Origin of the sequence: Paenibacillus senegalensis JC66, assembly GCF_000285515.1 — a bacterium.
GTDB lineage: Bacteria > Bacillota > Bacilli > Paenibacillales > NBRC-103111 > Paenibacillus_L > Paenibacillus_L senegalensis.
The window spans coordinates 119,271-137,235 of record NZ_HE610960.1; the positions used below are offsets into that span (position 1 = coordinate 119,271).

Genomic DNA, 17,965 nt, shown 5'->3' on the forward strand with positions numbered 1-17,965 from the left:
CTGGGCACGCCAGACATAAAAAATAGGCTGTCCCCATCCAATTTACGGTTTCCCATAGGTCAGATGTTTGGGCCAGCCACTTCCTAAGTTTTATTCAGTATTCATCCCATCCGGATAAACGAGCGTATGGAATATTTCACCGGTGCTTTCGTCTTCTACGTTGATCGTAACTTTTTGTTTATCAGCATCTACGCCGCTAAACATTTGATACATCATGCCTTGCATTCCCATCCCCATCATGACCAATCCGTCCATGCTGTTCTCGTAAGCTTCTTTATTGACGATCAGCGAAAATTCGGAAAAGGAATCATTATACTTGATATTTTTAATGGACGCAAAAGTCGCTTCGTTTACTAGCTCATCCGCAAATTTGGCAATTTCGTCGCCCATCTCCTTGAGCATTTTGCTGTGGTCGGATTTGGACATTGTATAGGTAACTGAACCGTCATCATTTTTCACGACTTCCTTGACACCCTGCTTTTTGGCATCTTCCGTGATCTGCTCCAAATCCTGGTCTTCAAACATCGAAGCCGGTAAGGTTATGCTGACGTTCAGTAATTTTTTATCAACCTCAATTCCCTCTCCCGCTTGCGACTGTCCCCCTTCCGCGACCGATTCGTTTGTTTTCTTGGGCTCCGGAGAGTTTTGCTCACCGCCCGCTGCGGAACAGCCTGATGCGATCATGGCGGCAGCCACGATCATGCCTAATGTTTTTTTCATTACAATCCTCCATGAATGGTAAAATTTATTTAACGCACCTCACTATATACTTACCTGCTGCCTGATTGGTTTCAAATAATTTTTTTCGCTTTGTCTGCCAGAGAGCTGGAGATATCCGGCAGTAAATAGCTGTGAGCTTAGTCACATAACCTTCTCATTTACTGTGACTGTAATCACAAGCCGAAAAAGGCCTCTTTCGTATACTTGGGTTCAAACCCGTCTTGAAGGAGGAAAGGCAATGTTAAGTCAAGAAACGATTCAAGTGATCAAATCCACAGTTCCGGTGCTGGAGATTCATGGGACCGCGATTACGAAGCGTTTTTACGAAATGATGTTCAACGGCCACCCGGAATTACTTCATATTTTTAACCATGCCAATCAAAAGCAGGGGCGACAGCAAACCGCTCTTGCCAATGCGGTATACGCAGCTGCGGCGAATATCGACCAGTTAGAAGCGATTCTGCCCGCTGTCAAACAGATTGCCCACAAACATAGAAGCATCGGAGTTAAGCCGGAGCAGTACCCGATTGTCGGGCATTATTTGCTGGCTGCCATTAAGGATGTGCTGGGCGAAGCGGCCACGGAGGACATTTTGCGGGCGTGGAAGGAAGCTTACGATGTGATTGCGGACGTTTTTATCCAGGTAGAATCGGAGATGTATGAGCAAGCGGCCAGTCAGCCGGGAGGCTGGAAAGGGTTCAGAGAATTTAAGGTCGACCGAAAGGTCAAGGAGAACGAGTGGATCACCTCGTTTTATTTGGTGCCGCTGGACGGCAAGGGGCTGGCGGATTTTGAACCGGGACAGTATGTAAGTGTGAAGCTGGTTATTCCGGGAGAGCGCTATACCCATATTCGCCAGTACAGTCTTTCAGACGCTCCCGGCAAACCATATTACCGCATTTCCGTTAAGCGGGAGGATGCGGTTGGTGAGAAGCCTGCAGGAATCGCCTCCGTCTATCTGCACGATAAGGTGCAGGTCGGGGATGTGCTGCCGCTTGCCGCCCCCGCCGGTTCCTTCGTGCTGGATCGGCAAGATCCACGTCCGGCCATTCTGATCAGCGGCGGAGTCGGCTTGACACCAATGGTCAGCATGCTCGAGACGTTAGCTGAAACCTGTCCAGAACGTCAGGTCATATACGTGCATGCTACCCGCACAGGCAGCACCCCCGCGATGAAAGCTCGGCTGGAAGCCATAGAGAACCAGCATCCTCAAGTGTCGCTGTGCTGGTGTGAAGGCGACCTTGATCCGGAGTGGCTGCGGCAAAGGATTCCCACCTTGGACGCGGGATTTTACTTCTGCGGGCCGATTCCGTTCATGAAGACCGTAAATCAGGCCCTGCTCAACGGGGGGGTTCCCGCAGCAGACATCCATTACGAATTTTTCGGCCCGGCCGGCAGTCTGGTCGATGCAAACGAACCAGCACCCGAAAAACCTGAGCAACCCTCCGTCCGGTGATCAGTCATTTCCACCGTTTAGAACGCCGTTGTGCTTGCCGCTTTGCTTGCCGTTCTACATGCCGTTATGCTTGCTGCTTTGCTTGCCGTTGAGCTGTTGAGCGCGCATCAGGCGATTAACCGTTTCGCGTCTAAGGCCGAGAAATTGACCGATTTCATCCTGGGTCAGCATATTGGCCAGCGGTTCGGAAGTGTACGCTTGAAACCAAGCCTGCAGCTTGCGCAGCCTGTTCGCCGGCGTCACTTCGGTTAACTGGTCGATGCGCTGCTGCATCATCCTTAATTTGTCCTGCAGCAGCAGCGCAACCGAACGCAGCTTCTCGGCATCGCCCTGCAGAGACTGGTACCAATCCGCAGCGGACAGCACTTCAATTTCGCAGGGGATAAGAGCAACGGCCGTACCAAAATACGGATTAGGGCTAATTAGCGAATGATGCGGAATAATCTCTTCCGGAAGAATAATGTTGACGAGGATCTGCGAGCCGTCCTCATGAACGCGGACGATCTTGAGCAGGCCGCTTCTCAAACGATAAAGCGGACCCTTTTCACCTTGACGGAACAACGTTTCACCTTTATTAAGTATCATCATAGTCTCCTTGGCTCACAATAAAAGGCGGGAGCCGACGAAGCGGCTCTCGCTTTGACTTTAAAAAAATAATACCACAAACCACTGAGAAAAATGAGCCCTCCCCACCTAACAGGAAGAATATAGCTCAGAGTTCACTCTGGAACTAAATTTTCTAAATGAACTAGCCACTTCCCATCCTCTTTGATTAAGTTAAATGTGTGCGTGCAATGCTCAGCGGCGGTAGAACGGCACCGGCACTGGAATTCAACAGACCGTTGACCTTAAAACAGCTGTTGTTGCTGTTTGCAGTTTCTTGGGTATATCAGTGAAGAACCAATCCATAAGCTCAAAGCCTAGGTAAGCTGTCCTTGCTCCATTGCTCCTATGAATAACAGGCTTACCTGCAGCACACAAGCAAATCGTGCGGGTAACGTCCCGCGTTGCGGCCGTACAAGGCAAGGCCTCCCTCATCGGATTGCAAAACCAATTGAAGCCTGCGCGTTTCATTCAATCGCGCGAGAATGCGGCTCGGTACCGCAAGACGACACAGATAGCCATATGAACCGGCTTCCTCCAGCTTGTTCGCCACGGCCTGGTAATGCCAGGAGAGGACCCCCCGGCTGTCCGCAGGATTGTCCGGCAAATAAAGGGTGCCTATTGTTTCACCGTCTGCCCTGACTTGAACGTTCGATTTGTGTTGGTCATCATCGGTCATATAGTACGTATTCGGATTGAGCTCCGTATTCGCTTTCGCGCCGTGCATAAACGATATTTCCGACTTTTGATAGTCTGAGTTTTCCACGTTTCGCTGCAGCAGCCTTTTAGCACTGGCTTCAAACCACAGCTCGATCTCTCCGATTACAGGCAGTTCTTCCTGACTAGGCAAGTCTATCTCATAGCTGAAGCTGCCTTCAGGTCCGCCACACGTCTTATATCCGGCTAAAGCATTCCACTGATGCGGGAAAGTATGTTCCCTATAGCCGCTTACCGGAACTTGTGTCACCAGATAATCATTTCCGTGTATACATATACGCCTTTCACCTTGTGAAGCGGCCGCTGTGGAAGTTAAAGCGCGCACATCAAAGCTTGTAAAATTACGGGTAATCGTCTTGCCCTCCCCTGTTTGTAAGCGGACTGCCAACACCGCAACTGCTTCCTGTTCCGGCATACGAAGCTTAAGCGAATCCAGTGCGCTGACCCCATACCCTTCCCACACGAGCGGAATCGAGCCGTGAGCGGAAACTGTTCTCACTCCGAAATTATCATGCCAAAGCTCCCATTCCAGATAGAGTGTCTGTCCGAAATAGCGGTCCGAGTAGCTTGAGCGAAGAAGCGGCACCTCGACCTCGCAGGCAGCAGGCAGCGTTTGACAGGGAGGGGCATCGATGATGATGAAGTCCAGGGCATGAAGATCAGCTATAGTCATTCCGGGCACAAAGTCCTCATAGCCAAACCGCTTATCCATCCCGTTCAGACGGTAATATCCGTTGAACTCATTGACAACATCTCGGAATTCGGTAAACACAAACCCGCACAGCTTGTCATGCTTGCGAAACTCGTTCATCATATAACGGTAATGCCATGCCAGATCACTGTCTCCCGCTCCGCCTTCAATTCCCCATACATTGCCGCATTCGCTGTTCATCAATGGGGCATCGGATTGAACGCGGCCTCCGCAGTAGTTGAAGGAAGAGCCCTCAAATGTTTTGCCCACAACTTCTTGAATATGATCCCGGACTTTCTCATACCCGTTAATGTAGAAATGCCAGGTATTAATATCGGATTCCACATGATCGAAATTGCATGGCGAGTTGTCCTCGACCAAACGGGTAGGGTCCAGCTTTTTAGCCCAATGATAAACTTCCTTAACCCAGTTCTGTGTTTCCGGCAAATAGGTGGAAGCCGGTGCCCAGTCCCTTACCTGCTGCGGTGCATCATTGGTCTTCAGCCCCCATGTTTCGTTAAACATCACCCAGGAAAAAATCGACGGATGATTAAAGTCGCGGTTAATGATTTCCTCCGCCTCCTGGCAATAAGCAGCCCTTGCGCCTTCATCCGGATTCCCCCAGAAGCAGGGCATATCCTCCATGACAAGAATCCCGAGCTTATCAGCCCAATACAGCTTCCGTGGTTCCTCCGGCTTGATATGAATCCGTACCATATTTAGGCCCAGTCGCTTCATCAAGAAAATTTCGTTTTTCATTTCGTCATCGCTTGGATAGGTGAAATGTCCTGTGGGATGAAAGGATTGATCCAATGCGCCGTTCAAATAAATAGGCTTGCCGTTCAGCGTAATCCAGCGGTAATCTCGTCCCTCATGGAGCGTTGTGCCGATTTCCCGGATGCCAAAATAAGTCCGAACCTTATCGATTGCTGGAGCAGTCTGGTCTGTAAACATGGTTCGGCCCGGAACTGCGAATTCCGCGGCTTCCGATGATATCGTTTTCAAATATAGCTCTCCTTCATATAAAAAAGGATGCTCTGGACTCCAAAGCTGAGGTTCATTCACCTGAATCGTCAGCTCCACCTGGTGAATCCCGCTGGTCATCGGAATTTCTTGCTGGTGTTGAATAGCTCCTTTATCAAAGCTGGCTTCCAGCACAGCTTGCCCCGCCTGCTGCACATCGAGCTCTGCGAGCACTTGAATCCGGCCGTCGAGCGCAGTGATGAAACGGGCTTTTTTAATAAAGTTGACCGGACGCGCCTCCAGCCAAACAGGCTGCCAGATTCCGCGAATTTCAGAATAACCCTGCTTGCCCCGCGTTTGCGAGCTGTGGTCGTGGTCCTCCACCCGAACAACAACCGTATTGTCTCCGCTGCGATTCCACCATTCGCTTACTTCAAACTCAAAACAGCTATAACCTCCCTGATGCCTTCCTGCGAAAAAGCCATTAAGCCAAACCTCACAGTGATAATCCACCGCCCCAAAACAAAGAAAGATTCTGTCCTGCTGGTCCTCGTGACTCCAACGGACGGAACGCCTGTACCAGCCAACGCCCTTTTCATCCCGGGCTATGCCGGACAAATGATGAACCCAAGAAAAAGGTACCGTAATGCTCAAGGGAAACTGGCCGGGCTCTCCGTTTTTCCACGGCTGTTCATTGCCATTCATTGACGGGTTAAGGGCAAAATCCCATTCACCATTCAGCGTAAGCCACTGTTCTCTCTCCCATTCAGGGCGGGGGAATTCTGAACGAGGCACTGCAGCTTTGGAGGAAAAAGTTTGGGGGGACTGCATGACAACACATCCTTTTCCTGGTATTTACACTTAGAATTAACCCCATTCTACTTTATGTATCAAATATATACAATATATATTGCGTTTTTTATATATTGAAATAAACATCCCGTCCCGCTTTTTTTCTGGCTATTGCCAAGCTGTTCGCTTTCAATTTATCGACATCAGTAAGGAACGATAGGGGGCGGCATCAGCAACCAACTGGTATAGAAGTGGACTTCTAATCTGCGGCAAGCTATACTACTTAAGAGAAAACTCCTATCGAAGCCTACAGCGGAGCCTTATCTTCGCTTGAGATAGCCTAAAGGATGAATGCGACTGAGAGGTCGTTTTTTTAATGTTATAATGTAAAAATATTAAACAAAGATTATGATTTCCGAAGCAGCTGAAAGGCTTATGATGCCCAAGCCGCTTTGTTGGGTTGCTTTATTTAGAGAGACAAGAAGGGACGACAAGCTATATGAAAAAATGGGGTTTACCGCTGGCCGCGTTTCTGCTGCTGGCTGCATGCAGCGAAGGAGAAGTGACACCCCCTGAACCGGAGGGTCCCGCGGCAATAGAGCATAATGATTATGCGAAATCGCACTTGACCGAATCGATGATCGCAAGAATTCATCACCAATTGGACAATCCTCCTCCACTCCCCCAAAACGAAGAGGAACTATATAAGTACAACGCCGGTATCTTCGCAGGCAAGCGCCCGGCCTATACGTTAAAGGACAGCTCTGTCCAAAGCGCCCAGGTACGATACGCTCTGGATCTCATTGCGGATTCGGAAGCCGTGAATGAGTCAGATTGGGATCATTACACCCAGTATCTATATTCGCTGTTTAAGGAGAGCTACCTCTCACCACTGGACTCCTTACGCCATTGGTTGTGGGAGCTGGGGCCGCAGCAGGATGCCGCATCCGGGCCGTTGGCAACAAGCAGCCTGCATATCCAGATTGCCTTGGACCTTAGTCCGCCGATGGACGATAAAATGGGAGAGCATACGTATGCTGAGGTCAGCCGTGCGGTCATCAGCCAATTTGTCGAGCAGCTTCCATCTGACATCTCTTTTAGCCTGTGGCTGTTCGGCGGGGAGATGCAGCCTGGTGCCGCTTGTGGTGCGGCGGATCTCATTTACGATGCCGAGCAGGTCGACCCGGCAGCGGTTCATGATCTTTTGCAAAAGGATGGTTCAGAGGCAGTCCCCTCCCCGGAAGGCTCCGGTCTCGGTCAGCTGCTGCAAGCCATTCAGCAGAAATACAAGGAAGCTTCGGAAATAGAGAAGGACAAGACTACCTTGCTGTATGTGATATCAAGCGGGGCTTCCCCTTGCCCGGAACAGGATACTGCGGCTGCCGAGGCTATCGCAGCTGATTACCCGCGAATGAAGTCACATTGGATTGGGTATCAGGTAGATGCAGAAGGCAATCGGCACCTGCAGCAAATTGCTGAAGTGTCGGACGGCTGGTATCAGAATGCCGCTGGACCTCAGGATCTGCTCATCCACCTGCAGCAGGCTTCTGAATGGGCAGAGCGTTGGGCCTCCTGGCAGGAGCATAAGAACGGCGCTGCAGAGCCTGAGGTTCCCGTTTGGGACGATGTCGTTTACGAATGGAGCCGTCAATGGGATGAACGGGCGCGCCGGCAGCGGGGAAATTTGGAAAACGCACTTATGTATTTGAACAGTGAGGACAAAATTCCTCGCGATGCTTTTGCTTATGTACAGAATTTCTTGGTCGAACAGTATGATTGGCTGACAGAGCTTCATAAGACACGCTATGAGGAATTAATGAAGCAAAATCAATTTACCTTCTAATCCTGACTGGTAGTCTTACTTGCAAAATATCTCCTGCCTGCTCTATGGAACAACAGTGTCTATGGATCAACAGTCACCCATGATAGGATAATACACAAAACTGACTAAACATCGTTTGCCTTTTGCCCACGTATAAAGAGGAGGACATCATGTCAATATTCGATAAGCTGAACTTGAAGAAATACAATCAATTGATCGTGATCAATCAACCTAGCGACTATACTCTTTTTCATGGGCAAGCCACTGCTTTGTCCGCCAATCATGACGCTATCTTCATATTCATTGAAACGATCGAGGAGATGATCCGGCATACCCGGCATATCGCCTCCAATTCCTTGCTCCAGGAGCAAGGGTATCTGTTTTTTGCCTATCCGAAAAAAGGAAATAAACGTTACAGCACTTATATCCACCGGGATGAGATTCATCCGGCTATGAATATTGATGAAGACGGGTATGTCGAAGGTACCGATCTGAAGTTTGCACGCATGGTGAGCATGGATGATACGTTTACAGTGGTAGGGTTAAAACGGGAGAAGAAAAAATCTAAAAAATCTGCCGCCCCCAGCCAGTCCGTGGCAGATTATGAGGATTATGTCAAAGAGGTGGAAGCCTTGTTAAATGAACACCCGCAGGAGCTGGCTTTTTACAGGAGTCTGACCCCAGGATACCGAAAGGACTGGGCACGCTATATTTTCTCTGCCAAGCAGCCGGCAACCCGCGATAAGCGGCGCCTGGAAATGATTGATATATTGGCTCAGAAATACAAATCGATAGCCCTGTATCGTCAGCAAAAACAATAGCTTCGACAAAAATAATGGATTGGCCAGCCATAGCAATAGCCCCATCAGCATTAGCGATTGCCTGGCCAGCTATAGCAATTGCTTCGTCAGCATTAGCGTCTGCCTGGACAGCCATAGCAACTGCCTGGCCCCAGCCGCCTTTTATCGCACGCACAGGTATCATTTTCCCGATCCAAAACCTATCTATCCATTGGCAGAATAGCCGCCTTCACCCTACCTGTCCAGTATGGACCACTGTACGCTTTCTTTTAAAATGGTACCGAGAAACACGTCTTCAGAAGCAGGATGCTGCACTCGATGCTCCAGCACTTTTTGGATGGTCAAAGGCAGCTGCAGGGAAAGCAGCTTTGTTGTATCAATCCAGCTTAACTCTCCCTCATCACACGGGATGAAATCAGAACGGCTTGTCTCGGCAAAATAAACAAAATGCTGTCTGATCTCATCCTCAACTTTCCGCATCATAATATAGCGCAGCTCGATTGTCGTTAGGTCGAGCCCGGTGATTCCGGTTTCTTCTTCAATTTCTCTAATGACTGCTAATTCCGGGTTACTCTGCTCTCCGTCCTCAATATGCCCTCCTACTCCGGTCCACATATTCGGTGCAAGCTTTTTTGAGCCGGCCCTCTTTAACATTAACGTGTGGTTCCCATTACTTAGGAAGGCGTGGGTCATTAAACGCATTCTGATCATTTACGTTCCATCCCCTCAGTTCCTAAACTAAATGTTGTGCCTGTTATTCTGCAGTGTTTGGGCTGGCCCCATCATCGACAATGGATTGGATCTCGCTGCATATCTCTAAGGGCGGTATGCACTTCATCGCATAATTAGACGCTACCGGATGACTTCCAATACACACGCTGTACTTGGCGTGGCTGAACATTTCAATGTCATTCAAATCGTTGCCAAAAGCAATAAATTGTCCATCTACGACATCTAATTTTTGCAAACCCGACCACTTATTAATATCCCGAGGACTAATATCAATGAGCTGCTCGCCTGTATGCATGTAGGTTTGAACCGGCAGTTGGTTAAGCTTCTCGAGGATTTGGTTATCATCTGTAAATAACACCAGCTTTGCGACTTCCTCCAGCTGATCTATGGACATCCTGTTCCTGGCTAGTTGGCCGGAATCCACATTTAGTAAGATCGGGTGATCACTAGGTCCAGTGTAGGCGTAATCCCACTTGCTATCAGCCAAATAAGGCAGGTTATGAATTTTTATTAAACTCTTCAACTGTTCAAGACAATGATGCTCCAGACAATCAAAGGAGACCGCTTCAATCTTCCCATTCTTTTGCACAAAAGCTCCATTCCCCCCCACCATATCAAGAGAGCGCATCCATTCCGGCAACACGGGATAAATGTCGCGTATCGGCCTTGCCGAGGCGATAAGGACGCGGTGACCGTGCTCTAACAAAGCTTTTAAGCTGTCACAAATCTCGGGTGATACAGGCTTTCCTTATTGTACAACAGCTTTCACGTCATTAATATCACGATCCACGCTTTGCGCGACTTTAAAATGGCAAGTCAGCCAGATCATTAGTTGTGATCTGGTAGGTTCGGTCATCCAGAAAGTTGAGCTGCGGATCTTGCCGTTTCGGATGAGCCAGGTCAAACGGGCGGTAATAGCGGGCTTCAAACGTGTAAGGTGCGCTGTATTCGCGGAATGGGCGGAATTCACCAATTCTCTGAACAGCACGCGCAGCTCCTGCACGGATTAGCCGGCATGACTCCTCCGGATCGATATGAACCGCGGCTTCTATGCCCTTGCCTTGTTTCGTGATCACGGTTTCAATTTCCGGTATTAGGAACTGGGCTTCCCGGATAGCTTTGTCATCGCCGGAAATAAAGATGACAGGAATACCTTGCATCCCGGCTACAAGCGTTCGACATCCGAACTCGCCGATAAAGGTATCATTCAACCGATAATACATAATCTCCTTGGAAGAATATGTGTGACACAGCGGCGCCTGAAAAGTGCCCGCCATCGCGTGTTGTCCAAGAAAGAGCATAGCTGAGAAGCCTTCCAGATCATAATAGGGACGGCCGCCATTTTCCCTCGTCAAACAGCGGGCTCCTCTAACCTTGTCCGGCAGCAGTCCGCCGCTTCCATGACCATCCCACGTTACGATTTCAGCTTTTGGAGAAACCTCGAGAATCCCTTCAATACAGGCATTCACTTCCCGGGTAAGCTGTTCCATTACTTCATGCTTGCGTGATGGATTCACTCCCTTCCGCGTTTGCTCGAACGATTCGCAGCCAGCGGCGCCTTCCAAATCCGTTAAGATGAATATTTTCATTAGTGCCACTCCCCTTCACATAAGTGCAAATTATTTTGAACTACTTGACTTTCTTCGATTGTACCCTATTTCCTACTCCGATCTTTATTACTTATGTTTTTCCCTAATCGTTCTCTCACGAGTTTCCTTACTCTGAGCTCCTGAACGTTCTTAAGCACTCTTCCAGTGAAAGGTCCAATCAGAAGTAACAACGCTCATGAGCAGCATTATTTTGGTTAAATCGGCGATTTTCTTCTAACCTTTGAGCGATCCGATCAGTACCCCTTTAACAAAGTACTTCTGGATAAAAGGGTAACTCATCAAAATAGGCAGCGTTGATATAATAATCGTAGCATACTTTAATGATTCCTCCATCATCATCTCACTATCTCCGCCGGCAACAATATTACCATCAAGGTACTGACCTGCAAGCACCATATTGCGCACAACGACCTGCAAAGGGAACAAGCTTTCCTGACGCAGATACAGCAGGGCATGATAAAAGTTATTCCAGATGCCTACCGCATAAAACAAACCGATCGTTGCAAATATGGATTTGGACAATGGAATGACAATGCGCACGAATACTCCGAGATCCGTCAGCCCATCCATTTTGCCCGACTCTTCCAACTCCGCAGGAATGCCTTGAAAGAATGTCCGCATGATAATGAGGTTCCATGTAGAGAAAAGACCTGGGATGATCATCGCCCACATCGTGTTCATTAATCCAAGTTCACGGACGACCAGAAAGGTAGGAATCATGCCGCCGCTGAATAACATCGTAAAGACAATCATCATCATTATTGGCTTGCCGAAGACTAAATTCCGTTTGGATAACGAATACGCACCCATAGCCGTGCAAATTAAAGACAAGGTCGTCCCAATTACCGTGTAGATAATTGTATTCTTATACCCTGTCCATATTCGTTCATCCTCCAGCACATAACGATACGTATCCAACGTCCAGCCCTTCGGCCAAAGAAACACTTCATTACGAATCACGTGCTCAGGAGAGCTGAGCGATACTGCAGCCATATAGACAAAGGGGTACAGGGTAGCCAAAGCTACCCCTGTCAGCAGCAATCCATTCACAATGGGAAACCATGACACCCGCCATTTCATACCCGCACCTCCAAAGCTCGAGCGGCAGTATTGACCTTTACCATAAGCTTGTTTCACTCCATTTTCTGCTTGCGTAGTTGGCGCCAAGAATAAAGACCAGGCTGATTACGCTCATAAACAAATCAATAGCGGTCCCATAGGCAAAGTTTCCTTCAACGACTCCGACCCGATATACATAAGTAGAGATAATGTCAGCAGTTTCATAGGTGGCCGGATTGTATAAGAGAAATACCTTCTCAAAACCGATTTCGATTAGCTTCCCCATTTGCAAAATGAAGAGAATAATCATTGCCGGGGCTATTCCTGGCAGGGTAATATGCCAGGTTTTCCGCCAGCGGCTTGCTCCATCGATTTCCGCAGCTTCATAGAGCTGAGGATCAATCGCCGTCAGCGCAGCCAAATAAATAATCGAGCCCCAACCTGCCTCCTCCCAAATGCCTGATGCCACATAGATCGTGCGAAACCAGGCCGGGTCCTGCAAATAAGCTTTAGGCGCAACGCCAAACCAGCTCAACACCTCGCCTAACACTCCGCTCGTTGGTGACAAGAACATCGTAATCATGCCAACGATAATGACCGTAGATAAAAAATGAGGCAAATAACTGGCCGTCTGAACAAAGCGCTTAAAGATATTGGAGCGCACTTCGTTAATTAAGAGAGCTAAAATAATGGGTACAGGGAACCCGAAGATAAGTTTATAGAAACCTAGCAAAAACGTGTTGCGAATAATCAGCCAGGCGTCAGGACTTTGAAAAAATTGATAGTAATATTTCAAACCGACCCATTCACTGGCCCAAATACCTTGAAAAAGGTTGTATTGCTTAAAGGAAATGATAATTCCAAACATGGGAATGTACTTAAAGATGACGTAGTAAATCAACAGCGGAATGAGAAGCAGAAGCAAGTATTTATCCCGGATGATTTTTCTAAGCAAACCGGATTGGGTGCCGCCATTCATCAGCTCTCTGCCTGCCGATCCCAGCCCAGCTGATACAATTCCGCTAAACGTCCCACACCGAGTGCTTCAGCCTCTTCCACGTAGCGTTCCCATTCCTCCAATGGGCGGTTGCCCATAATGAACTTCGCCATATTTTCCTCATAATGCTTGTTGATCCGGCTCGTTAACAGCTGAAACTCTTCCATTTCATCCGGCCGGAAATTCGGAGGGACCACTTGCACCGGAAAGGCATATTTAGGCGCCTCTTCGTAGGAATATCGCTCATCCTCACGGATTAACCTAAGCATCGCATCGGTGTCGAATTTTCCGTAGCTTCCCTCTGTCATAAACCCTACATTTCTGCGCAGGTCGGAGAATTCTTTAAATTCCGGAAGAAATATGCGCTCGCCATTCTGGATGGTATAAGTTTCATTCTCCCTGCCCCAACTCGCAATCTCCATGCCGCGGTCGGAGTACATGAAATCGATGAATTTCAGTACAGCATCGAGATTTTTGGTTTGGGAGAACACCCCATAACCGGCGTTCTTATAGTTCGTATTAGGGATATAACTCGCTCCGCCAGGACCTGCCGGCGGCGCCATAAAGATCAAACGTCCATCTTGAAGCTGATTGTTGATGATCTCCAATTGGGCAATATATTGTACCGTAATAAATGATTTCGAGGTGGTCATGGCTTGATTCCAGACCTTCACATCCATCGATAGCCAATCCGGAGGAATAAGACCTTCCTTATAAAACGTATTCAAATAGGCAATCATCTCTTTAAAAGCATTCTCTATAGGCCCATAACGAACCTGGCCAGTTTTGGGATCCGGGAAAAATCCAATATGCGTATTGAATGTAGGAGCAAAGTTCCTTAAATTCCCGAGTCCATGTCTAAAAATAAACGGGTAACTATCCGGATAAATTTCCTTCAAGCGGCTACTTACTTCATATAGCTCATCCCATGTTTGCGGCATAGCCAGCCCGTGCTCTCTCAGGATATCCTCACGGGCAAACCAAATCATCCAATTTGTAATCCCCGATCCATGGAAGATGGTGTTGAAGATTTCTCCATCCGGTGCCGTTACCATCGCCTTACTTTCCGGATGCTCCTCTAAAAACGCTTTCAAATTCGGCATTTTGTCGAGATGCTTGCTGAGATCCAGTAAAACTCCTTCGGCTCCATACTTGTTGGCCAGATTGGTTGTCATAAACATTACGTCTTGGATATCTCCTGAAGCAATATTCAACGCCAGCGTATCATTGTAATTGCCTGTTGGAATCTCGCCTTTAACCGTAATATTGGTTTCCTCTTCAATCCACCTCCAAATAGGCCAATCTTCTTTGTACGGCCAGGATTGGGCGGATTCGGTAAACATCCGGATGACAGCCGGCTGCTCGGAATAGTAGGCAGGGCGATCCACTGGCTGCTCTCCGGCTTCCACCTTAAAATCAGATTCGTCGGCTGGCGCGGGGGGTTGCCCGCTGCTGCAAGCGGCTGCAGCAAGTGCGGAAGCGAACAGCAAAAACAATGTGGTCTTCCTTTTACGTCTCATCGTATCTAAATCCCTCACTTTAATTGAATTTCAAGTACGGCTTCTCTTCTCTCCACACCGATTGCGTCCACTATAGATGATCCCTAAATTAACAGTAAAGCGGCTGAATTTCAGCCGCTTCACTGTTTTTATGATATCTCAAAAATAGACTATAACTAAAAAATCGACTAGGTTTGGGTTTGTTCCTCTCCTCTTTTTTTTCGATACTCACTTGGTGTCAGGCCTGTATATTTTTTAAACATACGATTAAAAGAATTCAAATTCTGGTAGCCTACCCGTTCTGCGATTTCCTTAATTTTGTCTTCAGTTTGCAGCAGCAATTCTCTCGCTCTGGCAATCCGCAGCCGATTCAAGTAATCGATAAAGTTCTCACCCATCTTTTCCTTAAAGTACCCGGATAAATAGCTGGCCGTGATATTCAATTTTTGGGCCATGCTTTCCAAATAAATTTCCTCGTGGTAATGTTGATGCAGGTAGTCAAGCACATAGCTTATAATGGGATCTTCGTCTTGCTTATGCAGGCTTTCTTTCATTAATATGGAAAAATAGTTTATCCCCTGCTCCATAGTTTGCAGAAGCTGTTCCAGAGTGTAGCTGGTTTCCAACTGCTTTTCACAAGCGGCAAGATAATCCAGTTCCTCCTCGGAGACCGAACGCGGAGACACCTTTCGTTGTACTTTTTGCAGGACCGATTGACAGAATTGAACAATCCTTTTGCCCGGGATTTTTTGTTCATCCCATTTATCAATATATTGCCGGCATAGTCCGAGAATCTCCTCAACCTGTCCCTCTCTAATCCGCAAATCCAGCTGCCACTCTTGCTCTGAGGTATATAATAATGACGTGCTAGTAAGGGGGACATCTTCCAATAACTGGGTTCTTTCTCCTAAAAGCCGACACTCCAATTTGGCACTCACTTCTTCGTATGCTGCCGTCAACTGACTGGAATGGGAGTACAGCGAACTGATCGCTATAGTCAAGGTTCCGTACTGGCGGTCAAGGTCGACGGTCACCTTGATTTTCTCCAGCTGCTGCCTAATCCGATCCAGCGAGTCGGTAAAGACGATGCTTAACAGTTGGTCTTTCTCCATCTGTAAAGTAAAGGAGTCGGGAAATTCCTTCAGCAAGGACAAGTCCAGGAATTCCTTGACGTACCTGCCCCATGTGCTCTCCACCTCGGGCAAAGGACTGTCTCGATAATTAAAATGCAAGTCAACGGCAAGCAAAAAGAAAGGTTTGTTCACGAAATACAGGGAATCATGATGAGAACGATGAATTTGTTTAAATTCATTGATATAGCCAAATTTCTGCCTTTCCAAGGCTTGCGACTGAAGTTCCTTATCCATTTGCTGTCTTAGAACATACATGCTCTTAAATTGTTCCCAAATCGTTTCGAACTCTTTAAACCTTCCCTGGTTAGGCTGGTTGATATTCATGGTCTGGATAGATTGCAAAATAGCCCTAAGAGGATGATTAATTCGTTTTATAAACCAATAGGCAAACAAAACTCCTAACAGAATAGAGCCCATTAAGATAATGAGTAATATCCATCTAAAATTATCCTGTGAGGACACATCCTCCAGCGGGATAGCGTTTACATATGTGAATCCGGTAGAGGGACCTTTTGCGAAAAAATAATAATATCCCTCCTGTTCGGCATAATCAGGCTCTCCTTCCAAACCCGCGTTAAGATAATTATACAGAATGGAATGGCCGGTCGCAGTGCCGTTATCCTCTTCCTGTTCGACTGCTTCTACTTGCACGCTTTGAAGTATCGTAGCTGTTCCCCGCCTAATTAACGGATCCTCTTCATTCAATACAAGCAAATTGTTGTTGATCGACACATGAAATTCCTCAAACATCTTATCGGCATCCAGCAAGACGATCATTAAGAAAGGAGATTGCTTGTGACTTTTATAGACGACTGGCAGGAAGGAACCAACCGGATAAGGGGAAGAGCGAAAGTTATAATCCATAAACAACGCTTCGGGGAGAACCCGGTACAAATAAGAGGCCTCCCTCTGCTCTTCCCAGTAGGACAGAGGATAATGCTCATTAGCTAAAAACACGTTAAATTTCCAATCAGCAGAAGTGCTTGTACTTTTGTCCAAAATTTGCTGGCGTTGTCCGTCATAAAGAATAATATCGAAGATATGTAATTGGGGGTTTTGCACTAATTGGTGAATCTGCTGCTGAATAGTTGGAAATTGGAAATACTGAGGATCGTGATGAAAGCTTTGTACAGAATCACTGATCATGAAAGTGAGCATGGTTTGATGAATGAGCTCAAAATGTTTTTCATAGCGGGTCATCGTATCCTGCATATTCAGCACATTGTATTTAACGACCTCATTCTTTACTTTGCCAACAGATAAGGATATAGAGATGAAATGAAACATTACTAAAAGTGATATGATTGTTAAAAATGACAGAACCAGCGTAACCAGTAAAGAATTTGAGCGATGCGTGAGCGGAATTAACGAACCCCATCTTTTCATAAGAAGCATCCCCACTTAGGTTGTATATTTATCGGTTGTAGGTTTATCATCTGTACCTGATTTAGTTTAAGTATCCCGCAGCCGCCTCCACATCAACCAGTCCGCTTTCCTCTAAAAACTGCGATAAGATTTGAACGTGACTCGAGCCCACAATGAACAGCACCCTCTCTTCATCCGAATCCAGCAGGCGTGTCAGATTGGAGAACATAATGAGATTTCTCTGGTACCACCAAATCAGCCATTCCATGCCTATGTACTCGTCCTGTTTCCCGATCCGGGCCATATTGATGTACATGGTATGATCGTTTCTAACTCTTACAGGATCATTGCAATCCCGATACATCTCCAGGATGCTTTTGCTGCTTGCCGGGGAACGCTGTTGCTCCAACAGTCTGCCATAAATATCCTGAAAAAGCTGCGGTTGATGCTCTTTAGCCCATTCGTAGACTTCTCCTGCTGATTTGGTGCCAGCTCCCTGCTCCATCCAGTCGATGCAGTAAATCTGCTTGTGCGATAGGTCCGCGGCAATCCGAAATCCTATCTGATAGATTTCGTTTATTGGCAAATCAATATTACCCGCAAGATATTCCTGGAACCTCTGATTGATCCCCTCATTTTTCTTGGTCGGGACTTCCAGAGCAACCTTCGTCGGAGTAAACTTCTTGATCCTCGCAACTGCCTCCAAAATCTCTTGCTGTCTCGGAGAAGAAGATAATCCGTCCACTTTAACGTTAATCAAGTCTTGGGTAGATGCCATATGAAAAGTGCCTAGCAGCATAATTGTTGGTTTCTTCACGGATTTGAACTCATCCATCTGCACATCCACCTCGTTAACCTTATATTCTTTTACAATTTGCATAAATCCTATTAGAATTTTAAAGGCTCATTATGTAATTCAACCTCATAAAAGGCAGTCTGATATTTCTCAAACATTCATCTTTTCATTCACCTTGAGAAATCCGTGGCTACCACTCAGCAGCTTCTT

General features: G+C 47.2%; 13 protein-coding genes and 1 pseudogene. 3 read left to right on the forward strand and 11 right to left on the reverse strand.

Features of this window, described 5'->3' with window-relative positions; all coding sequences use genetic code 11:
• Window positions 1-90: 90 nt before the first annotated feature.
• Window positions 91-720 (reverse strand): hypothetical protein, encoded by a 630-nt coding sequence (locus PSHG_RS16110; protein ID WP_010274663.1) that lies wholly within the window; start codon window positions 718-720, stop codon window positions 91-93.
• 238 nt (window positions 721-958) lie between these two features.
• On the opposite strand from PSHG_RS16110, the gene hmpA reads away from it, so the two are divergent.
• Window positions 959-2,176: an NO-inducible flavohemoprotein gene (gene hmpA, locus PSHG_RS16115; RefSeq protein ID WP_010274666.1), complete on the forward strand. Its 1,218-nt coding sequence runs from the start codon at window positions 959-961 to the stop codon at window positions 2,174-2,176.
• 54 nt (window positions 2,177-2,230) lie between these two features.
• Here the strand turns inward: hmpA and PSHG_RS16120 are convergent, their stop codons facing one another.
• Both PSHG_RS16120 and PSHG_RS16125 read right to left on the reverse strand, forming a co-directional pair.
• The gene (locus PSHG_RS16120; protein WP_010274669.1) at window positions 2,231-2,761 is read right to left on the reverse strand and encodes a Crp/Fnr family transcriptional regulator; all 531 of its coding nucleotides are present in this window, start codon (window positions 2,759-2,761) and stop codon (window positions 2,231-2,233) included.
• 379 nt (window positions 2,762-3,140) lie between these two features.
• Entirely contained in the window at window positions 3,141-5,981 is a 2,841-nt protein-coding gene (locus PSHG_RS16125) for a glycoside hydrolase family 2 protein (RefSeq protein WP_010274671.1), read from the reverse strand.
• Between the two features lie 460 nt (window positions 5,982-6,441).
• On the opposite strand from PSHG_RS16125, the gene PSHG_RS16130 reads away from it, so the two are divergent.
• Together PSHG_RS16130 and PSHG_RS16135 are read left to right on the forward strand one after the other, a co-directional pair.
• Window positions 6,442-7,785, forward strand: coding sequence for a vWA domain-containing protein (locus PSHG_RS16130; protein WP_010274673.1), 1,344 nt, complete (start codon window positions 6,442-6,444; stop codon window positions 7,783-7,785).
• A gap of 149 nt (window positions 7,786-7,934) precedes the next feature.
• The gene (locus PSHG_RS16135) at window positions 7,935-8,585 is read left to right on the forward strand and encodes a YdeI/OmpD-associated family protein (RefSeq protein ID WP_010274675.1); all 651 of its coding nucleotides are present in this window, start codon (window positions 7,935-7,937) and stop codon (window positions 8,583-8,585) included.
• Window positions 8,586-8,798: 213 nt separating this feature from the next.
• Here PSHG_RS16135 and PSHG_RS27860 read toward each other — a convergent pair whose 3' ends face one another.
• From PSHG_RS27860 to PSHG_RS16175, 8 genes and pseudogenes are all read right to left on the reverse strand, one after another.
• The gene (locus tag PSHG_RS27860) at window positions 8,799-9,275 is read right to left on the reverse strand and encodes an NUDIX domain-containing protein (RefSeq protein ID WP_042122175.1); all 477 of its coding nucleotides are present in this window, start codon (window positions 9,273-9,275) and stop codon (window positions 8,799-8,801) included.
• A gap of 43 nt (window positions 9,276-9,318) precedes the next feature.
• A pseudogene (locus PSHG_RS27865) lies at window positions 9,319-10,026 on the reverse strand (HAD-IIB family hydrolase); the annotation flags it as partial.
• 73 nt (window positions 10,027-10,099) lie between these two features.
• Window positions 10,100-10,885 (reverse strand): M55 family metallopeptidase, encoded by a 786-nt coding sequence (locus tag PSHG_RS16150; RefSeq protein WP_010274682.1) that lies wholly within the window; start codon window positions 10,883-10,885, stop codon window positions 10,100-10,102.
• 234 nt (window positions 10,886-11,119) lie between these two features.
• Complete coding sequence (locus tag PSHG_RS16155; RefSeq protein WP_010274684.1) at window positions 11,120-11,986, reverse strand: carbohydrate ABC transporter permease; 867 nt, start codon at window positions 11,984-11,986, stop codon at window positions 11,120-11,122.
• 37 nt (window positions 11,987-12,023) lie between these two features.
• Window positions 12,024-12,944, reverse strand: a complete 921-nt coding sequence (locus PSHG_RS16160; RefSeq protein ID WP_010274686.1) for an ABC transporter permease — start codon at window positions 12,942-12,944, stop codon at window positions 12,024-12,026.
• A complete protein-coding gene (locus tag PSHG_RS27870) occupies window positions 12,944-14,482 on the reverse strand; it encodes an extracellular solute-binding protein (RefSeq protein WP_081505168.1) in 1,539 nt (512 codons plus the stop codon). Before PSHG_RS27870 ends, PSHG_RS16160 begins: the two co-directional genes overlap by 1 nt.
• Window positions 14,483-14,649: 167 nt before the next feature.
• Window positions 14,650-16,980 (reverse strand): helix-turn-helix transcriptional regulator, encoded by a 2,331-nt coding sequence (locus tag PSHG_RS16170; RefSeq protein WP_010274692.1) that lies wholly within the window; start codon window positions 16,978-16,980, stop codon window positions 14,650-14,652.
• A gap of 61 nt (window positions 16,981-17,041) precedes the next feature.
• The gene (locus PSHG_RS16175) at window positions 17,042-17,794 is read right to left on the reverse strand and encodes a DUF5694 domain-containing protein (RefSeq protein ID WP_026021415.1); all 753 of its coding nucleotides are present in this window, start codon (window positions 17,792-17,794) and stop codon (window positions 17,042-17,044) included.
• Between the last annotated feature and the right edge of the window lie 171 nt (window positions 17,795-17,965).

Bases quoted from the DNA above. Each gene is read 5' to 3' on its own strand.
- PSHG_RS16110 (WP_010274663.1), bottom strand. From the start codon at position 720: ATGAAAAAAACATTAGGCATGATCGTGGCTGCCGCCATGATCGCATCA.
- hmpA (WP_010274666.1), top strand. From the start codon at position 959: ATGTTAAGTCAAGAAACGATTCAAGTGATCAAATCCACAGTTCCGGTG.
- PSHG_RS16120 (WP_010274669.1), bottom strand. From the start codon at position 2,761: ATGATACTTAATAAAGGTGAAACGTTGTTCCGTCAAGGTGAAAAGGGT.
- PSHG_RS16125 (WP_010274671.1), bottom strand. From the start codon at position 5,981: ATGCAGTCCCCCCAAACTTTTTCCTCCAAAGCTGCAGTGCCTCGTTCA.
- PSHG_RS16130 (WP_010274673.1), top strand. From the start codon at position 6,442: ATGAAAAAATGGGGTTTACCGCTGGCCGCGTTTCTGCTGCTGGCTGCA.
- PSHG_RS16135 (WP_010274675.1), top strand. From the start codon at position 7,935: ATGTCAATATTCGATAAGCTGAACTTGAAGAAATACAATCAATTGATC.
- PSHG_RS27860 (WP_042122175.1), bottom strand. From the start codon at position 9,275: ATGATCAGAATGCGTTTAATGACCCACGCCTTCCTAAGTAATGGGAAC.
- PSHG_RS16150 (WP_010274682.1), bottom strand. From the start codon at position 10,885: ATGAAAATATTCATCTTAACGGATTTGGAAGGCGCCGCTGGCTGCGAA.
- PSHG_RS16155 (WP_010274684.1), bottom strand. From the start codon at position 11,986: ATGAAATGGCGGGTGTCATGGTTTCCCATTGTGAATGGATTGCTGCTG.
- PSHG_RS16160 (WP_010274686.1), bottom strand. From the start codon at position 12,944: ATGAATGGCGGCACCCAATCCGGTTTGCTTAGAAAAATCATCCGGGAT.
- PSHG_RS27870 (WP_081505168.1), bottom strand. From the start codon at position 14,482: ATGAGACGTAAAAGGAAGACCACATTGTTTTTGCTGTTCGCTTCCGCA.
- PSHG_RS16170 (WP_010274692.1), bottom strand. From the start codon at position 16,980: ATGAAAAGATGGGGTTCGTTAATTCCGCTCACGCATCGCTCAAATTCT.
- PSHG_RS16175 (WP_026021415.1), bottom strand. From the start codon at position 17,794: ATGGATGAGTTCAAATCCGTGAAGAAACCAACAATTATGCTGCTAGGC.